Annotated in this window: 18 protein-coding genes; 15 read left to right on the top strand and 3 right to left on the bottom strand. The window is 72.1% G+C overall.

Features of this window, described 5'->3' with window-relative positions; translation table 11 throughout:
- Positions 1 to 34 precede the first annotated feature (34 nt).
- The 7 genes from E5083_RS28295 to E5083_RS28265 are packed head-to-tail and all read left to right on the top strand — an operon-like array spanning position 35 to position 6964.
- Positions 35 to 760 (top strand): CIS tube protein, encoded by a 726-nt coding sequence (locus E5083_RS28295; protein WP_135788512.1) that lies wholly within the window; start codon positions 35 to 37, stop codon positions 758 to 760.
- Positions 757 to 2580 carry a VgrG-related protein gene (locus E5083_RS28290; protein ID WP_135788511.1) on the top strand — a complete coding sequence of 608 codons (1824 nt, stop codon included), beginning with the start codon at positions 757 to 759 and terminating at the stop codon, positions 2578 to 2580. The genes E5083_RS28295 and E5083_RS28290 overlap by 4 nt, the downstream gene beginning before the upstream one ends.
- Before the next feature lie 44 nt (positions 2581 to 2624).
- A complete protein-coding gene (locus tag E5083_RS28285; protein ID WP_130335396.1) occupies positions 2625 to 2945 on the top strand; it encodes a PAAR domain-containing protein in 321 nt (106 codons plus the stop codon).
- Complete coding sequence (locus tag E5083_RS28280) at positions 2942 to 3364, top strand: GPW/gp25 family protein (RefSeq protein ID WP_031181818.1); 423 nt, start codon at positions 2942 to 2944, stop codon at positions 3362 to 3364. The genes E5083_RS28285 and E5083_RS28280 overlap by 4 nt, the downstream gene beginning before the upstream one ends.
- The gene (locus E5083_RS28275) at positions 3364 to 5322 is read left to right on the top strand and encodes a putative baseplate assembly protein (protein ID WP_135788510.1); all 1959 of its coding nucleotides are present in this window, start codon (positions 3364 to 3366) and stop codon (positions 5320 to 5322) included. Before E5083_RS28280 ends, E5083_RS28275 begins: the two co-directional genes overlap by 1 nt.
- On the top strand, positions 5319 to 5888 hold the full coding sequence (locus E5083_RS28270) for a phage tail protein (protein ID WP_135788509.1): 570 nt from the start codon (positions 5319 to 5321) through the stop codon (positions 5886 to 5888). The genes E5083_RS28275 and E5083_RS28270 overlap by 4 nt, the downstream gene beginning before the upstream one ends.
- Positions 5889 to 5893: 5 nt before the next feature.
- On the top strand, positions 5894 to 6964 hold the full coding sequence (locus E5083_RS28265) for a zinc ribbon domain-containing protein (RefSeq protein WP_135788508.1): 1071 nt from the start codon (positions 5894 to 5896) through the stop codon (positions 6962 to 6964).
- 3 nt (positions 6965 to 6967) lie between these two features.
- Here E5083_RS28265 and E5083_RS28260 read toward each other — a convergent pair whose 3' ends face one another.
- Positions 6968 to 8335: a mycothione reductase gene (locus E5083_RS28260; protein WP_135788507.1), complete on the bottom strand. Its 1368-nt coding sequence runs from the start codon at positions 8333 to 8335 to the stop codon at positions 6968 to 6970.
- Between the two features lie 37 nt (positions 8336 to 8372).
- Positions 8373 to 9746 carry an NAD-dependent succinate-semialdehyde dehydrogenase gene (locus tag E5083_RS28255; RefSeq protein WP_135788506.1) on the bottom strand — a complete coding sequence of 458 codons (1374 nt, stop codon included), beginning with the start codon at positions 9744 to 9746 and terminating at the stop codon, positions 8373 to 8375.
- Between the two features lie 171 nt (positions 9747 to 9917).
- Here E5083_RS28255 and E5083_RS28250 point away from each other — a divergent pair, with 171 nt between their 5' ends.
- Positions 9918 to 11135: a PP2C family protein-serine/threonine phosphatase gene (locus E5083_RS28250; protein ID WP_135788505.1), complete on the top strand. Its 1218-nt coding sequence runs from the start codon at positions 9918 to 9920 to the stop codon at positions 11133 to 11135.
- 77 nt (positions 11136 to 11212) lie between these two features.
- Positions 11213 to 11500 carry a hypothetical protein gene (locus E5083_RS28245; protein WP_135788504.1) on the top strand — a complete coding sequence of 96 codons (288 nt, stop codon included), beginning with the start codon at positions 11213 to 11215 and terminating at the stop codon, positions 11498 to 11500.
- Positions 11501 to 11536: 36 nt separating this feature from the next.
- On the opposite strand, the gene E5083_RS28240 is transcribed toward E5083_RS28245, so the two are convergent.
- Positions 11537 to 12691, bottom strand: coding sequence for a glutathione-independent formaldehyde dehydrogenase (locus tag E5083_RS28240; RefSeq protein ID WP_135788503.1), 1155 nt, complete (start codon positions 12689 to 12691; stop codon positions 11537 to 11539).
- 435 nt (positions 12692 to 13126) lie between these two features.
- Here E5083_RS28240 and asnB point away from each other — a divergent pair, with 435 nt between their 5' ends.
- The 6 genes from asnB (at position 13127) to E5083_RS28210 (ending at position 19167) form a co-directional block, all read left to right on the top strand.
- Positions 13127 to 14968, top strand: coding sequence for an asparagine synthase (glutamine-hydrolyzing) (gene asnB / locus E5083_RS28235; protein ID WP_135788502.1), 1842 nt, complete (start codon positions 13127 to 13129; stop codon positions 14966 to 14968).
- A gap of 286 nt (positions 14969 to 15254) precedes the next feature.
- Positions 15255 to 16151: a glycoside hydrolase family 19 protein gene (locus E5083_RS28230; protein ID WP_135788501.1), complete on the top strand. Its 897-nt coding sequence runs from the start codon at positions 15255 to 15257 to the stop codon at positions 16149 to 16151.
- A gap of 173 nt (positions 16152 to 16324) precedes the next feature.
- Positions 16325 to 16990 (top strand): HemK2/MTQ2 family protein methyltransferase, encoded by a 666-nt coding sequence (locus tag E5083_RS28225; RefSeq protein ID WP_135788500.1) that lies wholly within the window; start codon positions 16325 to 16327, stop codon positions 16988 to 16990.
- Positions 16991 to 17105: 115 nt separating this feature from the next.
- The gene (locus E5083_RS28220; RefSeq protein ID WP_244317677.1) at positions 17106 to 17291 is read left to right on the top strand and encodes a CDGSH iron-sulfur domain-containing protein; all 186 of its coding nucleotides are present in this window, start codon (positions 17106 to 17108) and stop codon (positions 17289 to 17291) included.
- Positions 17288 to 18298, top strand: a complete 1011-nt coding sequence (locus tag E5083_RS28215) for an iron-containing redox enzyme family protein (protein ID WP_135788499.1) — start codon at positions 17288 to 17290, stop codon at positions 18296 to 18298. The genes E5083_RS28220 and E5083_RS28215 overlap by 4 nt, the downstream gene beginning before the upstream one ends.
- Positions 18295 to 19167: an SDR family oxidoreductase gene (locus tag E5083_RS28210; RefSeq protein ID WP_135788498.1), complete on the top strand. Its 873-nt coding sequence runs from the start codon at positions 18295 to 18297 to the stop codon at positions 19165 to 19167. Before E5083_RS28215 ends, E5083_RS28210 begins: the two co-directional genes overlap by 4 nt.
- Positions 19168 to 19207: the final 40 nt, after the last annotated feature.

Below are 19207 nucleotides of genomic sequence, written 5' to 3'. Positions count from 1 at the left end.
CCCCTCTCCAAGGCCCCCAGGAAGGAACCACCCCATGTCCCCATCGGTCCGTGCCAGCCGGGCCAGGGCGCAGCTCACCCTCAAGGAGCCGCCGGCCTCGGTCGGCGCCAAGCCCGGCGGCACGCTCGCGCGGCTCGACCTGCAGTTCAACCCGTCGACGCTGGAGCTGAGCAAGTCCACCGAGTGGCGGCGCTCCCCGGCGCGTATGGCGGGCGAGTCGGCGCTGCCGGAGTTCGTGGGCAGTGGGCCGAGGGTGCTGAGCCTGGAGGTGTTCCTGGACGCGACGGCCACCCACGACAACTCCGTGGAGCAGGCCGTGGAGAAGCTGATGAAGGCGTGCGTGCCCACGCAGGCGAGCCTCGGCCGGAAGAAGCCGGCGAGCCCCTGGGTGCGGTTCGAGTGGGGCACGGCGCGTACGACGTCGTTCGACGGGGTGCTGTCCAGCCTGTCGGTGTCGTACACGCTGTTCGACGTGGACGGCAAGCCGCTCAGGGCCACCTGCTCGCTGTCCATCGAGGAGGCGAGCGTCGACCCGCCGGGGCAGAACCCCACCTCGGGCGCGCGGACGGCGCGCAGCACGCACACGCTGGTGGCGGGCGACAGCCTGGCGATGCTGGCCTGGCGGGAGTACGGGGACGCGACGGCCTGGCGGGCCATCGCCGAGGCGAACGGCATCGACGACCCGATGGCGCTCCAGCCCGGCACCGAACTGGTGGTGCCCGGACTGCGGGACGCCGGGTACGAGGAGGAGGAGCGGTGACGGCCGCCGAGTCGGGTGATGTGCGGTCGTTCGCGGCCGATCCGGTGGTCGAGGCGCCGGGCGAGCTGCCGAAGACCTGGGCGACACAGCTCGTGAGCTGTGTGATCGAGGAGAGCGTGGGGCTGCCGGACACGGCGGTGCTGATGTACCGCGATCCGCAGCACGAGTTCCTCGCGGCGACCGGTGTCACGATCGGCACGCCGCTGAAGGTGTCGGTGGTGACGGTGAAGGGGCAGGCGCGGGAGCCGCTGTTCAGCGGTGAGGTGACGGCGCTGGAGCTGGACCGGGACGGCACCGGCACGTTCACCGTCGTACGGGCGTACTCCAAGGCGCACCGGCTGCAGCGCGGCCGGAAGGTGGTGGCGTACCGGAACATGACGACGGCGGCGATCATCCGCAAGGTCGCCACCTCGGCGGGCCTGGCCTGCGGCAAGGTGGAGGCCCCGGCGGTCACGCACAAGCAGCTCTCGCAGGCGAACGTCTCCGACTGGGACTTCCTGCAGTATCTGGCGGGCGAGTGCGGTGCGCAGGTACGGGTGGACGACAAGGGGGTCCTGCAGTTCACCCGCCCGGTGAAGGCGTCCGGCGCGCCCGCTCCGTCGACGCCCGCGACGCGGAGCCCGCTGGTGCTGGAGTACGGGCGGAACCTGCTGGCGCTGCGGGCGTCGCTGTCGATGGCGGACGCGGCGCAGAAGGTGCAGGTGCGCGGCTGGGACGCGACGACCAAGCGGGCGGTGGTGGCCGAGCAGGCGTCCATCACCAGCGGCACGGTCGTACCGGGTCTGAACCCGGCGTCGGTGAACCGGTTCGGGAAGAAGACGCAGGTGACGGTGGCCGACACCCCGTACCGCACCCAGGCGGAGGCGGCGGCGGTGGCGCGGGCGACGGCGGAGCAGGTGAGCGCGTCCTACGGTGACCTGGAGGCGCTGACCACCGGAAATCCGGCGCTGCGCGCGGGCAAGGCGGTCGCGCTGGGCAATGTGGGCCCGGCGTTCTCGGGGCGGTACACGGCGACGGCGGTGCAGCATGTGCTGGAGCCGCACGGCGGTTACCGGACGACCCTGTGGGTCAGTTCCCGCCCGGACCCCTCGCTGACCGGGCTCTCCGGTGCCGGGGCCGCCGGATCGCGCGGTGCGCGCATTCCGGGACTGGCGATCGGCGTGGTCACCGACGTACGCGAGCCGAACGGCGCCGAACAGGGCGCGGTCCGGCTCAAGTTCCCCTGGCTGGACGACACTTACGTCTCGGACTGGACGCGTACCGTGCAGTGGGGCGGCAAGGGCGGCGGCGGTGTGGTCAGCCCGGAGGTCAACGACGAGGTGCTGGTCGGGTTCGAGCAGGGGCTGCTGGACAGTCCGTACGTCCTCGGCGGGCTGTACAACGGCGTGGACAAGCCGTCGAAGCACGACGTCCCGCTGATCGACAAGACCAGCGGGAAGGTCAACCGGCGTTCCGTCGTGTCCCGTTCGGGGCATCGGCTGGAGCTGCTGGACGCGCCCCGGCCGGGTCCGTCGGGGCTGCGGCTGGTGACGGCGGACAAGCGGCTGGAGGTCCGGATGGACGACCGCGAGGACCGGATCGAGGTGACCGTGTACCGGTCACCGGGGCAGGTGGGCACGTCGATGGTGCTGGACAAGCAGGACATCACGCTGAGCGCGCCGCGAGGCGAAGTGACCCTGAAGGGGCGCCGGGTGACGATCGACGGGCAGTCGCGGGTGTCCGTGTCCGGGCGCGCGGTGGCGGTGACCGGGCGCTCGTCGGTCGAGGTGGACGGTGGTCTGCTGGGTGTCCTGAAGGCCAAGCTCATCCGGATCAACTGAGCCGTTCCACATGCCTGTTGTTGTCGATTACCGAGGAGTTCACGATGCCGGCCGCAGCCCGTACCGGTGATCCGACGAGCCATGGCGGCCGGATCACCACCCCGCCGCCCGCGGCCGCCGCGCGGGTGGCGACCGTGCTGATCGGGGGCCGTCCGGCCGCCGTGGTGGGCAGCCTGCACGTGTGCGTGGTCCCGCCGCACGCGGCCACCGGCCCGGCGAACGTGATCATTCCCGACCCGATGGCGCTGGTCGGGGAGGGCGTGCTGATCGGTGGGCTGCCGGCCGCGCGGATGGGCGACAAGACGGCGTGCCAGGCGCAGATCGTGATGGGTGAGTTGAGCGTGGAGATAGGTGGCGTGCTGTGAGCGAGCGGTTCATCGGCCGGGGCTGGGCGTTCCCGCTGCGGGTCGGCCCCACCGGCGGCATCGCCATGGTGGAGCGGGCGCGGGAGATCGAGGAGGCCATCCGGCTGGTCCTCGGCACCGCGCCCGGCGAGCGGCCGATGCGGCCCGAGTTCGGCTGCGGCATCCACGACTACGTGTTCGCGCCGGGCGACGGCGACACGGCGGGCCGGGTCGCGCAGCAGGTCCGGGAGGCCCTGGAGCGGTGGGAACCGCGGATCTCCGTGGACGACGTGGTGGTGGCCTTCGACGCGGTGGACGCCGGGACGCTCTACATCGACGTGCATTACACCGTGCGTTCCACCAACGACCGGCGCAATCTGGTGTTTCCGTTCTACACGATCCCCTCCGAGGAGGGTGTCGAGGAAGTGGTCGGCGACTGATGGTCCTGCCCTCCCCCAATCTGGACGACCGGCGCTTCCAGCAGCTCGTCGACGAGGCGAAACGGTATGTGCAGCAGCGTGCCCCCGAGTGGACCGACCACAATGTGTCGGACCCCGGTGTCACGCTGATCGAGACGTTCGCCTATCTGGTGGACCAGCTCCTGTACCGGCTGAACCGGGTGCCGGAGAAGAACTACCTGGCTTTTCTCGACCTGTTGGGCATCCGGCTGTTCCCGCCGTCGGCCGCTGCCGCCGAGGTCGACTTCTGGCTCTCCGCGCCGCAGCCGGAGCCGGTGACGCTGACCGAGGGCACCGAGGTGACGACGGCGGCGGGCGAGGACGAGGACGCCGTCGTCTTCGCCACCACCGGTGAACTGCGCATCGTGCCCAGCGAGTTGATCCGGCTGGTGACGGCGCCGCGCGGCGGTGAGCAGACCGACCGGACGAACGCGCTGGCCGAGGGCCGGGACGTGCCCTGCTTCCAGACGACGCCCGAGCCCGGTGACGCCCTGCTGTTCGGGCTGCCGACCGCCGTGCCGCGCTGTGTGGTCGCCGTCCGCCTGGACAGCCGGGTCGAGGGCGTCGGCGTCGACCCGCGCCAGCCCCCGCTGGTCTGGGAGGCATGGGACGGCACGCGCTGGCTGCGGTGCGAGACCGGCGAGGACACCACGGGCGGCCTGAACCGGCCCGGCGAGATCATCGTGTACGTCCCCGCCTCGCACACGGCGTCCGTGATCGGCGGGACGCACGCGGGCTGGCTGCGCTGCCGGGTGGTCCCGGCGGAACCCGGCCAGCCCTTCTACTCCGAGTCGCCGACGGTGCGGGAGGCCGCCGTGTTCACGGTGGGCGGCACCATGACGGTGGAGCACGCGGAGACGGTGACGGACGTGCCGCTCGGCGTCTCCGAGGGCGTCGCCGGGCAGACGTTCCGCCTGGAGCGGCCGCCGGTGCTGCTGGACGGCGAGCCGCCCGTGGTGGAGGTGTCCTCCGCCGACGGCTGGCAGCGCTGGCAGGTCGTCGAGCACTTCGGCCGGTCCGGCCCCGAGGACCGGCACGTACGGGTCGACGCCACCTCGGGCGAGTTCGGCTTCGCGCCCGCGCTGCGCGAGCCCGACGGCACGCTGCGCCCGTGCGGCGCGGTGCCGCCCAAGGGCGCCCAGGTCCGGGTGGCCCGCTACCGCACGGGCGGCGGCCCGGCGGGCAACGTGGCGCGCGGCGCCATCAACGTGCTGCGCAGTTCGGTGCCGTACGTCGCCCGCGTCGGCAACCGGGAGGCGGCCCGTGGCGGGGTCGCGGGCGAGAGCGTGGCCAACGCCCGGCTGCGCGCCCCGCAGGCGCTGCGCATGCAGGAGCGCGCGGTGACCGCCGAGGATCACGAGATCATCGCCCGGCAGGCGGCGCCCTCGGTGCGCCGGGTGCGCTGTCTGCCCGCCGCCGACGAACCCGGCGCGGTCCGGGTGCTGGTGGTGCCGGACGCGGTGCCCGACGACGACGGCCGGGTCCGCTTCGAGCAGCTCATCCCGTCCGACCAGGTACTCGCCGCGATCACCGAGGCCCTGGACGAGCGGCGCCTGATCGGCACCCGTCTCGTGGTGGAACCCCCGGTCTACCAGGGCGTCACCGTGGTGGCCCGGCTCACCGCCCCGGCCGCCGTCGCGGACCGGGTACGGGCCACCGCCCTGGCCGCGCTCTACGACCACCTCGACCCGCTGCACGGCGGCCCCGACGGCACGGGCTGGCCGTTCGGGCGCCCGGTGCAGTACGGAGAGGTGTTCGGCGTGCTCCAGCGTGCCGTGGGGGACGTGCTGGTGGAGGACATCCGGCTGTTCCCGGCCGACCCGGTGACCGGCCGGCGCGGTACGCCGGTCGACCGGGTCGACATCGGCGCGGGCGCGCTGGTCTTCCCGTACCAGCATCAGGTGGTCGTCACGGCGGCGGAGCCGGAGGCGCGGGTATGAGCCGCGCCGCGATCCCCGGTCTGCCGAGCCGTCATCCGATCGGCGGCCAACTGCCCGCGCTGTACGCGGAGGACGACTTCGCCCAGCGGTTCACCGCCGGTCTGGACACCGTCCTGGCCCCGGTGTTCAGCACGCTCGACAACCTGCCCGCCTACCTCGACCCACGGGTGGCCCCGGCCGACTTCGTGGCCTGGCTCGCCTCCTGGGTCGGCGGCGTGGACGACCCGCGCTGGCCGCTGGAGCTGCGCCGCGAGGCCACGGTCCGGGCGATGGAGCTGCACCGGTGGCGCGGTACCAAGCGCGGTCTGGTGGAGGCGCTCCACCTGATCCTCGGGGTACGGGCCGAGGTGGTCGGCGACGGCGGCGCCGTCTGGTCCAGCACCCCCGGCAGCGAGCTGCCGCCCGCGCCCGCCGCCGAGATCGTCGTACGGGTGTGGCCCGGCCGGGAGGCGACGGTCGAGGAGTCACGGGTCCATGAACTGATCCGGGCCCTGGTCCCGGTGCACACGCGATGCCGGGTCGAGGTCCTCACCGCCGCGCCCTCCGGCTCCGGCGAAGGAGAGTGACGGCGATGCGCGAGTGTCCCGCCTGCGGGGCGTCGAACGAGGCGACGGACGACTTCTGCGGGAACTGCGGGAGTTATCTGGGCTGGTCGGAGGGGTCGGAACGGTCCTCGCGGACCTGGAGCGGGGCGGCTGCCGCCGTACCCGTGGAACCGGAGGCCGCGCCGGAACCCGCGCCCGAGCCGGTGGCCGAGCCCGCGCCGGCCCGGACCGACGAGGCCGAGCCGCCCACGCCGACCCCCGCGCCGGCACCCGAGCCCACCCCGGCCCCGCCGCGTCCGGTAGCCCCCGAGCCCCCGGCCGCCCCCCAACCCGTCAAGCCCGCCAAGGCGGTCGCCCCCCGCCCGGTGGTCCGCCCGCTCCCGGCGGACGAGGACACCTCCGGCATCCCGTGTCCCGTCTGCCGTACGCCCAACCCCCCGCACCGCCGCTTCTGCCGCAAGTGCGCCGCGCCGCTGGCGCCGGTCGCGGCGCCGGAGCCGCTGCCGTGGTGGCGCACCGTGTGGCCGTTCCGGCGGCGCACCCGGGCCGGGTCGGGCGCGCTGACGCGGCTGTTGGTGATCCTCGCGGTGGTGCTGGCGCTGTGTGTGGCGGGGTTCCTGCTGCTCCCGGCCGGGCGGGCCCTGATCGAGGACACGCGGGACAAGCTGGGCACACCGAAGGCGGTGAGCCCGTCCCGTGTCACCGCCACGGCCGAGCTGCCGGGGCACTCCGCCCGGCTCACCACCGACGGGCTCACCAACCGCTACTGGGCGATCCCCGGCAAGGGCGCGTCGGTGACGTACGCCTTCGCCAAGCCGTTCCGGTTCGTGGACGTGATCGTCACCAACGGCGCGTCCAAGAACGCCGAGGACTACGGCAGCCAGGCCCGCGCCCTCCATCTGGACATGGACGTCTACTCCGAGGACGGCGAAGTCCGGCGCAAGGAGATCGACTTGAGCGACAAGCCCGGCCCGCAGCCCGTCGCGGTCGGCATGAGCCGGGTCACCTCGGTACGGCTGACGCTCAGTGACCCGGTCGGCCTGTCCGGCGGGCGGCACATCGCGCTGGCGGAGGTGGAGTTCTTCCAGCGGACGTGATGCTCAGCGGGAGTCCAGCTCCCGCAGCGCGTTCTCCACGACCTCCGTCAGCGCCGGGTGAATCCACAGCGGCCTCTCCGCGAGGTCGCGCGCGGTGATGCCGAAGGTCTGCGCCACGACCAGCGGCTGGACCAGGGTGGCCGCCTGCGGGCCGAGCAGATGGGCACCGAGCAGGCGGCCGGTGCCCCGCTCGACGAGGACCTTGCAGAAGCCCCGGGTCTCCTCCAGCGCCCAGCCGTAGGCCACGTCCTCGTACCGGTGCGTGGCGGTGACGTAGTCGAGGCCCTGCTCGCGGGCCTCCCGCTCGGTGAGGCCGACCTGGGCGATCTGCGGGCGGGTGAACACGGCGGCGGGCACCGCGCCGTAGCTCATGGTGCGAAGGTCGCCGGGGTGCAGGAGGTTGTGCGCGACCACCTCGGCCTCGCGGTTGGCGACATGCTTGAGCGGTACGGCCGTGGACACGTCCCCGAGCGCCCATACGCCCTCGGCGCTGGTGCGCAGGTGCTCGTCCACGGTGATCCGGCCGTCCTCGGCGTCGATCCCGGCCGCGTCCAGACCGAGGCGGTCCCCGTTGGGACGGCGCCCGACCGCCACCAGCAGCGTGTCGGCGCGCAGTTCGGTGCCGTCGTCCAGGGTGAGCCGCAGGTCACCCGGCTCCCCCGAGACCTCGGTCAGCTCCCGGCCGAGGCGCAGGTCCCACTGGTCGCGCACGATGTCGGTGAACGCCTCGGAGACCGCTTCGTCCTGCTGGGCCAGCAGCCGGTCCTGCTGCTCGACCACGGTGACGTGGCTGCCCACCGAGTGGAAGACATGGGCGAGTTCGGCCGCGATGTATCCGCCGCCGAGCACGACCAGCCGCTCCGGCGGGCTGTCGAGCCGCATCACCGTGTCCGAGGTCTCGTACGGCAGCCCGGAGTCCGCGACCACCGGGGGTACGACCGGCCGCCCACCCGCCGCGACCACGATCCGGTCGGCACACAGCTCCACCGGGCCACTCGCGGTCTCCACGCCGATCCGGCGCTCGCCGGTGAAGCGGGCCCGGCCCCGGTACACGGTGACGTTCTCCGAGGCCCGCCGCCCCTCCTCGCCCTCCTTGGCGGTGGTGTCGAGGCGGCCGAACACCCGGTCGCGGGCGTCGGTCCAGCGCACCCGGCGCAGCTCGGCGTCGATGTCGTGGCGGTGGGCCTCGCGGACGGCGTCGGCCACGTCGGCGGTGGCGGCGAGCATCTTGCTCGGGATGCAGCCCGCGTTGAGGCAGGTGCCGCCGAAGGGGCCCTCGGCGACGACGGCGACGTCCAGGTGGGCGAAGCGGTCGTCGACGAGGGTGTTGCCGGTCCCGGCTCCGATGACGATCAGGTCATGACTGCGCATGCCGGGAACGTGTCCCGCGGGCCGGGGTTCATGCCGGTCAGCGGGTGATGCGGACCAGCTTGTGGTTGGCGAACTCCTCCATGCCGAAGCGGCCCAGTTCGCGGCCGAAGCCGGACCGCTTGACGCCGCCGAAGGGCAGCTCGGCGGCGGTGCCGGCCGGGCCGCCGAGGAACACCATGCCGGTGGCGAGGCGCTGGGCCACCCGCTCGGCCTGCTCGTCGTCGTCGGTCTGCACCGAGGCGCTCAGCCCGTACGGCGAGTTGTTGGCGAACTCGACCGCCTCGTCCTCGGAGCCCACCTTGAACAGCAGCGCGACCGGGCCGAACAGCTCCTCCTTGTAGGCGCGCATGTCGGGCGTGATGCCGGCGAGCACCGTCGGCTCGTACCAGGCGCCCGGCCGGTCCATGCGGCGGCCGCCGGCCAGCACGGTCGCGCCCTTGGAGACGGCGTCCTGGACCTGCTCGTCCAGGGTTTCCACGGCCTTCTCCGAGGAGAGCGGGCCCATGAAGGTGCCGGGGTCGGTGGGGTCGCCGGGGACGATGCGGCGGATCGCCTCGGTGTACTGCTCGGCGAAGTCGTCGTAGTGCTCGTCCAGGGCGATGATCCGCTTGGAGGCGTTGCACGCCTGGCCCGCGTTGAGCATGCGGCCCTGGAGGGTGTTCTTCACGACGCGGGACATGTCCGAGACGCCCAGGATCAGATACGGGTCGGAGCCGCCCAGCTCCAGCACGACCTTCTTCAGGTTCCGGCCCGCGATCTCGGCCACGGCCGCGCCCGCCCGCTCGGAGCCGGTGAGGGAGACGCCCTGGATGCGGTCGTCGGCGATCACGTCCGCGATCTGGTCGTTGGTGGCGAAGATGTTGATGTACGCCCCCTTCGGCAGCCCGGCGTCCTGGAAGATCCGCTCCATCTCCAGCGCCGACTCCGGACACTGTGGGGCGTGCTTGAGCAGGATCGCGTTGCCCAGCATCAGGTTGGGCGCGGCGAACCGGGCGACCTGGTAGTACGGGAAGTTCCACGGCATGATCCCGAGCAGGGTGCCGACGGCCTCCTTGCGGATGACGGCGCGGCCGCCGGAGGCCACGTCCAGCTCCTCCTCCTTCAGGAATTCCTCGCCGTGGTCGGCGTAGTACCGGTAGATCGAGACGACGATGTCGATCTCGCCGAGGCCCTGCTTCACCGGCTTGCCCATCTCGCGGGTGATGATCGCGGCGAGCTGGTCCTTGCGCTCCTCGTAGAGGTCGGCCACCCGGTGCAGTACGGCCGCGCGCTCCTCGGGCGGCCGGGCGGCCCACTCGCGCTGGGCGGTGTCGGCGGCTTCGAGCGCCTCGCGCAGTTCGGCGTCGGTCGCGGTCGGGTACTCCCGCTCGGTCTCGCCGGTGGCGGGGTTGACGATTCGGTAGTGCTCCATGACGTCCTCTCGTTCTCCGGTCCGGAAAGCCGCGGGGCGGGTGGCGGCGGCCGGGCATTACCGGACGGTACGGCCAACCGGCTACCCGTGGGCAGGCCCGGAACACACATCCCCCGCACCCCAATATGTGCCGATGATCCACACAAGGGCGATTCCGACTACTCTGGAGCGATGGCGATCGACTACGCGGCGGTGTTCCAGGCTCTGCCGGGCGCGGTCGCGCTGATCGGTGCCGATCTGGTCTTCGCCGACGCCAACCTGGCCTTCCTGACGCAGGCGGGCCGCAGCCGCGATCAGGTGGTCGGCCGGTATCTCTTCGACGCCTTCCCCGACAACCCGGCGGACCCCGGCGCCTCCGGCGCGCGGAATCTGGAGGCGTCCCTGCGCCGGGTGCTGCTGAACCGCGAGCCCGACACCATGGCGCTGCAACGGTACGACGTGGAGTCCGCCGACCAGCCGGGCCGCTGGGAGGAGCGGTACTGGAGCCCGGTCAACGCGCCGGTGTTCGCGCCGGACGGGCAGATCGCCGTACTGATCCACCGGGTGGAGGAGGTCACCGAGCTGCTGCGGGTCACCGGACGTACGGGCGGTGAGCGCAATCTGGAGGCCGAGCTGTACAGCCGGATGCGGGAGCTGCACCAGGTCAACGAGCGGCTCCGCAAGGCGCACGCCCGTGAGCGCGAGGTCGCCCTCGCTCTCCAGCGCGCCATGCTCCCGGTGCCGGCCCCGGTCGACCACCACCGGGTCGCCGTCCGCTACCGGCCCGCCGTCGGCTCGCTGAACGTCTGCGGGGACTGGTACGACCTGGCCAAGCTGGTCGACGGGGACCGGATCGCCGTCGCGGTGGGCGATGTCGTGGGCCACGGACTGGAGGCCGCCGGGGTGATGGGCCAGCTCCGCAGCGCGCTGTCCGCCACCTCACGGGTCGTCAAGGGTCCCGCGCAGGCCCTCGAAGTCCTCGGCCGCTACGCCCACTCCCTGGAGGGCGCCCAGTCCACGAGCGCGGTGACCGTCTTCGTCGACTGGGACCGCCACACGCTCACCTACTCCAGCGCCGGACACCCGCCGCCCGTGCTTCTGCGCGGTGCCGGGGGCGCGGAGCTGCTCGATCAGGCGACCGATCCGCCGCTGGACGCCGCTTTCGAGCCGCGTCCCCGCCCGGAGGCCACCGTCGGCTTCAGTGGGGGCGACACCCTGGTGCTGTACACCGACGGTCTCATCGAGCGGCGGCACCTGGACATCGACATCGGGCTGGACCGGCTCGTCGAGTCCCTGGAGAGCAACCGGGACATCACCTCGCCCGAGGCGCTGGCCGACGCCGTTCTGTCCGAGATGCTCCCCGCCGAGGGCGTGACGGACGACACCGCTCTGGTCGTCGTATGCCTCTGACCAGGGCGAAGTTGCCGGACGACAAGAGTGTGCGATCAAGGGGTCGTGCGAGGCGGGATCGGGGGTACAGGGGCCGCATGGCAGCGAAGACCGATCACTCCCGAATCCTGCGAGCCGTACGGCAGTTGCGCCGGGTGCGTGCCTTCTACGCGACCGGCGTGGCCCTGTGGCTCACCGCCGCGATCTGGACGGGCTGGATGCATCCCGGCAGCCGCCAGATGTGGGTCTCCTTGCTCCTGCTCGTGCTGTTCGCCGGGCTGCTGGTCACGGCGACCCTCTGGCTCCAGCGGCTGCGTACCTCGGACGAGGACGCTCCGGCCCACCACGCGGCGCGCGGGCGGAAGATCACCGCCCAGCACGCCTGAGGGGCGGGCCGGAGCCCCGGTTCACGCAGCCCCGGTTCACGCCGCGAGGTCGTGGCCGGGGTGCAGTACCACCTTGGTGTAGCCCTCGATCCGCTTGTCGAACTTGTCGTACGCCCGCGGGGCGTCGTCCAGCGGCAGTTCGTGGGAGACCACGAAGCTGGGCCGGGCCCGGCCGGAGGCGATCAGGTCGCGCAACTGTCGGTTGTACTTCTTGACGTTGCACTGGCCGGTGCCCATCTTCTGGCCCTTCTCGAACATCTTGCCGATGGAGACCAGGAGTTGGCCGTGCTTGGCGTGTTCGTCCGGCCCGCCGGGGTCGGACGGCACGTACAGGCCCGGTATGCCGAGCCGGCCGGTGGGACGGACCGTCTCCACCAGTTGGTTGAGGACGATCGCGGGTTCCTCGTGACCGCTCTCGTCGCCCTTCTGCGCCTGGTAGCCGACGGCGTCGATGCCCTTGTCAGTGCCCTCGCCGTTGGTCTGGGCCTTGATCTGCTCGGCCGGGTCACCCTTCGTGAAGTCGATCGGGATGGCCCCGATCTCCTCGGCCTTGGCGAGCCGTTCGGGCACCCGGTCCACCACGAACACCTTGGACGCGCCGCGCAGCAGCGCCGAGTAGGCGGCCATCAGACCCACCGGCCCGGCCCCGTACACCGCGACCGTCTCGCCGGGTGAGACCTGGGCGAGTTCGCAGCCGTGGTAGCCGGTCGGGAAGATGTCGGCCAGCAGGATGTAGTCGGTCTCGTTCTCGTCACCCTCGGGCAGCTTCAGGCAGTTGAAGTCGGCGAAGGGCACCCGCAGCCGCTCCGCCTGGCCGCCCGTGTACGGTCCCATGGACACATAGCCGTACGCGCCGCCCGCGAAGCCGGGGTTCACCGTCAGGCAGAACCCGGTCTCGCCGGCGAGACAGTTCTTGCAGAACCCGCACGCGACGTTGAACGGCATCACGACGCGGTCCCCCACGGACAGCGAGGTCACGCCGTCGCCGACCTCCTCGATCACGCCCAGGTTCTCGTGGCCGAACACGATGCCCGGCTCGGCCGCCGTGCGCCCCTCGTACATGTGCAGGTCGGAGCCGCAGATCGCGGACGAGGTGATGCGGACGATCACGTCGTTGGGGTGCTGGATCTGCGGATCGTCGACTTCTGTCACCGTGACGCTGAAGGGCCCTTCGTAGACAACGGCTTTCACCTGTGTCACCTCCGCGTCTCGTACGCGTCTTGAGCTGGATGACGGCGACGGGGCGGGCCGGTGCCGGACGCGCCTGAGGGCGTGGCCGTGCCGGGGCCCGTGGCCCTCGCTTCACCGCCGTTGCTTCCAGGTAACGCCCCCGCGGCGGGCGCTGCAACCCACCCGGGGATTGGCGAAGTTTTTGCCTGTGGCCGGTTCGCGGTGCCGCCGCCCTGCTCACCCGGCACGCACCGGTTTTCACTTCGGCAAAGTGCGGCCGAAACCGGCGGTGGTTCGTGTCGTGGAGGTTACGGGGCCGTTGACCGGCGCCGCTGCCGGGCGGAGGCTCGTCATATAGGTGCTCGATACAACTGGTTTGGCGACCGGGCCCGGTGCTCGCGGGAAACCGCAGCTCAGCGACGGGTCGGCGGGTGCGCCGGAGGCAGGAGACAGCGCATGTGCGGCATCACCGGCTGGGTGTCCTTCGACCGTGATCTCGGCGCCGAGGACTCCGTATTGGATGCGATGACCGAGACGATGGCCTGCCGGGGCCCGGACGACCGGGGCGTGTGGGCGGAGGGGCCCGCCGCCCTCGGGCACCGCCGGCTCGCCATCATCGACCTGCCCGGCGGACGCCAGCCGATGTCGGTGCGCACGCCCCAGGGGAGCGTCGCGCTGGTGTACTCGGGAGAGGCGTACAACTTCACCGAACTGCGCCGCGAACTCACCGACCGGGGACACCGGTTCACCACCGACTCGGACACCGAGGTGGTGCTGCGCGGCTACCTGGAGTGGGGCGACACGGTGGCCGAGCGGTTGAACGGCATGTACGCGTTCGCCGTCTGGGACGGGCGGCACGACAAGCTGGTGATGATCCGCGACCGGATGGGCATCAAGCCGTTCTACTACCACCCGACCGCCGACGGCGTCCTCTTCGGTTCCGAGCCCAAGGCGATCCTCGCCAACCCGCTGGTCCGCCCCCGCGTCACGCTGGACGGGCTGCGGGAGCTGTTCACCATGGTCAAGACGCCGGGCCACGCGGTGTGGGACGGCATGCGGGAGGTCGAGCCGGGCACCGTCGTCACCGTCGACCGCTCCGGCCCGCGCACCCGCGTGTACTGGCGGCTTCAGACCCGTCCGCACACCGACGACCGGGACACGACGATCGCCACCGTGCGCACGCTGCTGGACGACATCGTGCGCCGTCAGCTCGTCGCGGACGTGCCGCGCTGCACCCTGCTCTCCGGGGGCCTCGACTCCTCCGCCATGACCGCGCTGGCCGCCGGGCAGCTCGCGGAGCGCGGCGAGAAGGTACGCAGCTTCGCGGTCGACTTCGCCGGGCAGGCGGACAACTTCGTCGCGGACGAGCTGCGCGGGACCCCCGACACCCCCTTCGTCCACGACGTGGCCCGGCTCGCCGGGACCGACCACCAGGACATCGTCCTGGACGTGCAGTCCCTCGCCGACCCGGCCGCCCGCGAGAAGGTGATCCGCGCCCGTGACCTGCCCGCCGGGTTCGGTGACATGGACGCCTCCCTCCTGCTGCTCTTCCGCGCCATCCGGGACCAGTCCACGGTGGCCCTGTCGGGCGAGTCGGCGGACGAAGTGTTCGGCGGGTATCTCCAGTTCTTCGACGAGGAGGCCCGGCACGCGGACACCTTCCCCTGGCTGGTGAGCTTCGGCCGCCACTTCGGCGACGACACGGGCGTGCTGCGTCCCGAGCTGACGGACGCGCTGGATCTGGAGGGGTACGTCGCGGACGGGTTCCGTACGGCCGCCGCCGGGGTCGAACGGCTCGGCGGCGAGAGCGACTTCGAGTTCCGCATGCGGCGGATGTCCCACCTGCACCTCACCCGGTTCGTGCGCATCCTGCTCGACCGGAAGGACCGGATGAGCATGGCGGTCGGGCTGGAGGTGCGGGTGCCGTTCTGCGACCACCGGCTCGTGGAGTACGTCTACAACACGCCCTGGGCGCTGAAGTCGTTCGACGGCCGCGAGAAGAGCCTCCTCCGCGAGGCCACGGCGGACGTCCTGCCCCGCTCGGTCTACGACCGCGTCAAGAGTCCCTACCCCTCCACCCAGGACCCCGGCTACGGCCGCGCCCTGCAGACCCAGGTCAAGGACCTGCTGTCCAAGCCGTCCCACCGCGTCTTCGACCTCCTGGACCGCGAGAAGGTGCGCCGGATCGCGGACAGCGAGTCCCTGGCCGGCACTCAGGCGGCCCGCAGGGGTCTGGAACGGACACTCGACCTCGCAACCTGGCTGGACCTGTACGCACCCGAGGTGAACATCGGCTGAGACCCGCGGCAGGGGTGCGGAGGGCAGCGACCATGCCCTCCGCACCCTTTTGTCTGCCGCCGTCCGACCTCCCGACTCCCGCTTCGCACAAGGAAGTTGACCGAACTTCGCCCCTCCCTGGCGCATCCTCTTGACTGGTACAGACCAATGCGTTTGAGTGTGGCCTCACACCCCCCATCACGGCCGCCCCCCACGCCTTCGCCGGTGTCTCCGGCATGCCCGCAGTGAGCGCGCCCGCGTTCCGCCCTGCGCTGGAACGGCCGTGGCACATCTAGGAGTTGATTCAGTGTCGAGACGGCACATCTCCGCCGCGCTGGCCGCGCTCGCCCTCGCCGTGGCACCCGTGCTGCTGCCGGCACCGGCCGCTTCCGCCGCTCCGGCGGCCTCCTGTTCGAGCTACCCGAACTGGGTGGCCGGCAAGTCGTACCGGGCCGGTGACATCGTCCGGTACACCGACGGCAAGGCGTACATCGCCGAGCACGACAACCCGGGCTACGACCCGATCATCAGCACCTGGTACTGGGACCCGTACAACTGCGACGGCGGCGGGACCACGCCCGTCGGCAACTTCGTGGTCAGCGAGGCCCAGTTCAACCAGATGTTCCCGAACCGGAACTCGTTCTACTCCTACAGCGGGCTGGTGAACGCGCTCGGCGCGTACCCCGGCTTCGCCAACACCGGCAGCGACTCGGTGAAGAAGCAGGAGGCCGCGGCCTTCCTCGCCAACGTGAACCACGAGACCGGCGGTCTGGTCTACGTGGTCGAGCAGAACACCGCGAACTACCCGACGTACTGCGACTGGAGCCAGTCGTACGGCTGCCCGGCCGGGCAGGCGGCGTACTACGGGCGCGGTCCGATCCAGCTGAGCTGGAACTTCAACTACAAGGCGGCCGGCGACGCGCTCGGCATCGACCTGCTGCACAACCCGAACCTGGTGCAGAACGACAGCGCCGTCGCCTGGAAGACCGGCCTCTGGTACTGGAACACCCAGTCCGGACCGGGCTCCATGACCCCGCACAACGCCATGGTGAACCAGGCGGGCTTCGGGCAGACCATCCGCAGCATCAACGGCTCCCTGGAGTGCGACGGCCGCAACCCCGCCCAGGTGCAGAGCCGCGTCGACGCCTACCAGCGCTTCGCGCAGATCCTCGGCGTCTCCCCCGGCGGCAACCTCTACTGCTGACCCGAGCGACGCCTGCGAGCGCGCCACGGCCACCCCGGTCGTGGCGCGCTCGTGCGTCACCGGCCGCCTCCGCACGCTCACGCCGGGCCACGCCCGGCTCCCCGAGGTGTGGCGATCGCTACGCAGGGCACTCAGACACGGCACGTGGAACGACCAGCGCCCTGGAGGCCGACATGGGACCACTGGCAGCCCTGCCGACACCGCCGGGCGTGTACACCCCGCAGCACGACACCGATCTCATCGCCCGCGTCATGGAGAAGGAACACCTGGACACCGGCTCGGCCGTGCTCGACCTGTGCACCGGCAGCGGTGCGCTGGCCGTACGGGCCGCCGCGCGCGGGGCGCGGGTCACCGCGGTCGACATCTCCTGGCGGGCCCTGGCCACCGCCTGGTGCAACGCGCTGCTCGCCGGGCAGAGCATCACGGTGCGCCACGGCGACCTGGTCTCGGCCGTGCCGGGCCGCCGCTACGACCTGGTGGTGAGCAACCCGCCCTACGTCCCCGCGCCCGCCCCACGCCCGCCGAGCCGGGGTTCGGCCCGCGCCTGGGACGCCGGGCCGGACGGGCGGGTCTTCGTGGACCGGATCTGCGACGCCGGCGCCGGTGTGCTGAACCGGGGCGGTGTCCTGCTCCTGGTGCACTCCGCGCTGTGCGGCACCGCGCCGACCCTGGACCGGCTCACCGCCGCGGGGCTGGACGCCACCGTGGTGGACCGGGCCACGGTGCCCTTCGGTCCCGTGCTGCGCGAGCGCCGTTCCTGGCTGCACAGCCGGGGCATGCTGCGCGACCGGCACGAGGACGAGGAGGAGCTGGTGGTGGTCCGCGCCGTGCGCCGTTGACCCGGACGGCCCGTTTCGGCGGCTTGCAGCGGGTACTCGTGCAGGACGGACCCCCGTACCCGAGCCGAGAGGACGGTGGTCGGCCGTGGGCCGAGAAGCCGAGGACGCGACGAGCGTGACGATCACGCCCGACGGCCCGCTGCTCCTGCCCGGCCCGGTCGAGGTGACCCTGCCGGACGGCACGGTCGTCACCTCACGGCGCTTCACGGTCGCGCTCTGCACCTGCCGCCGCAGCCGGATCTACCCCTGGTGCGACACCAGCCACCGCCGCCGGACGAAGAACGCGAAGGAGACCCGGTGACCGCGCCCGCCCTCCCCCAGCCGCGCGGCGACCTGTCCGCCGCCGTCATCACCGCGCTGAGCGGCGGTGACACCGCGCCGGACAGCACGCTCCCGCCCACCGTCGACCCGTACGGCGACGACCTCCAGCTCGCCCTGTACGTGCTCTACGAGCTGCACTACCGGGGTTTCGAGGGCGTGCCCGACGAGCTGGAGTGGGACCCCGGTCTGCTGGCGGTGCGCCGCGCGCTGGAGCGGCCGTTCCTCGCGGCCCTGCGCCGGGACGTGCCGCCGGGCACGAGCGCCCAGGAGGCGCTGGACGCGCTGCTGGTCGAGCCGGTCGGGCACGACGACAGCAGCGTCAGCCACCACCTCCAGCGCGACGGCGAGCTGTGGCAGCTCACCGAGTACGCGGCTCTGCGCTCGCTGTACCACCTGAAGGAAGCCGACCCGCACGCCTGGGTCATCCCGAGGCTGCGCGGCCGGGCCAAGGCGGGCATGGTGGCCGTCGAGTTCGACGAGTTCGGCGCCGGCCGCCCCGAGGAGATCCACGCGCGGCTCTACGCCGACCTGATGGACGACCTCGGCCTGGACACCACCTACGGCCACTATCTCGACCGGGCGCCGGCCGTCGCGCTGGCCACGGTCAACCTGATGTCCCTCTTCGGGCTGCACCGCGCGCTGCGGGGCGCCCTGGTGGGGCACTTCGCCACCGTCGAGGTGACCTCGTCGCCGGGTTCCCGCCGGATGGCCGCCGCCCTGCGCCGTACCGGCGCGGGGAAGGCCGCGCAGCGGTTCTACGACGAGCACGTGGAGGCGGACGCCGTGCACGAGCAGGTGGTCCGCCGGGACGTGGTCGGCGGGCTGCTGGCCGACGAGCCGCATCTTGAGGCCGACATCGCCTTCGGCGTGCACGCCACCGGTCTGCTGGAGGACCGGTTCGGCGCGCAGGTGCTGAAGGCGTGGCGGCAACAGCACAGCGCCCTGCGGACCCTCCCGCAGGACGGAACGGAAAGGAAGCCCTCGTGACCGAGAATCCCCTCCACCGGCATCCCCGCCCCGAGTTCCCGGAGCAGGGGCAGGAACATCCGGGCTGGACCGGCCCGATGGACCCCCCGCCCGACCACGGCGAGGAGTCGTACGAGGGCAGCGGCCTGCTGACCGACCGCAAGGCGGTCATCACCGGCGGAGACTCCGGCATCGGCCGCGCGGTGGCGCTCGCCTACGCGCGGGAGGGCGCCGACGTGCTCTTCACGTACCTGCCCGAGGAGGGCGACGACGCCGCCGAGACCAGCCGGCTGATCGAGGAGGCCGGCCGCAAGGCGGTGGCGGTGCCCTGTGACATCCGGGACGAGGAGCAGTGCCGCCGGCTGATCGAGCGGGCGGTGGACGAGTTCGGGCGCGTCGACATCCTGGTGAACAACGCCGCCTACCAGATGTCCCAGCCGGACGGCATCGAGTCGATCACCACCGAGCAGTTCGACCGGGTGGTGCGCACCAACCTCTACGGCATGTTCTGGCTGAGCAAGATGGCGCTGCCGCACATCCCGGCGGGCGGCTGCATCATCAACACCACGTCGGTGCAGGCGTACAAGCCGAGTCCGCATCTGCTGGACTACGCGATGACCAAGGGCGCGATCGTCACCTTCACCCAGGGGCTGGCGCAGATGGTCGCCGAGGACGGCATCCGGGTCAACGCCGTGGCGCCGGGCCCGGTGTGGACGCCGCTGATCCCGGCGACGATGCCGGACACGGTCGAGTTCGGCAAGCAGTCCCCGCTCGGCCGCCCGGCCCAGCCGGCCGAAATGGCCCCCGCCTACGTCTTCCTGGCCTCCTCGCACGCCAGCTTCATCACGGCGGAGATCCTCAACGCGACGGGCGGCACGCCGCTGCCCTGACCGGGCCGGACTCGGTGGTTACATGGCGGAGGCATCCGGG

The sequence above is a fragment of the Streptomyces bauhiniae genome (genome assembly GCF_004784475.1).
Classification (GTDB): domain Bacteria; phylum Actinomycetota; class Actinomycetes; order Streptomycetales; family Streptomycetaceae; genus Streptomyces; species Streptomyces seoulensis.
This window is presented reverse-complemented; position numbering and strand designations above follow the sequence as displayed.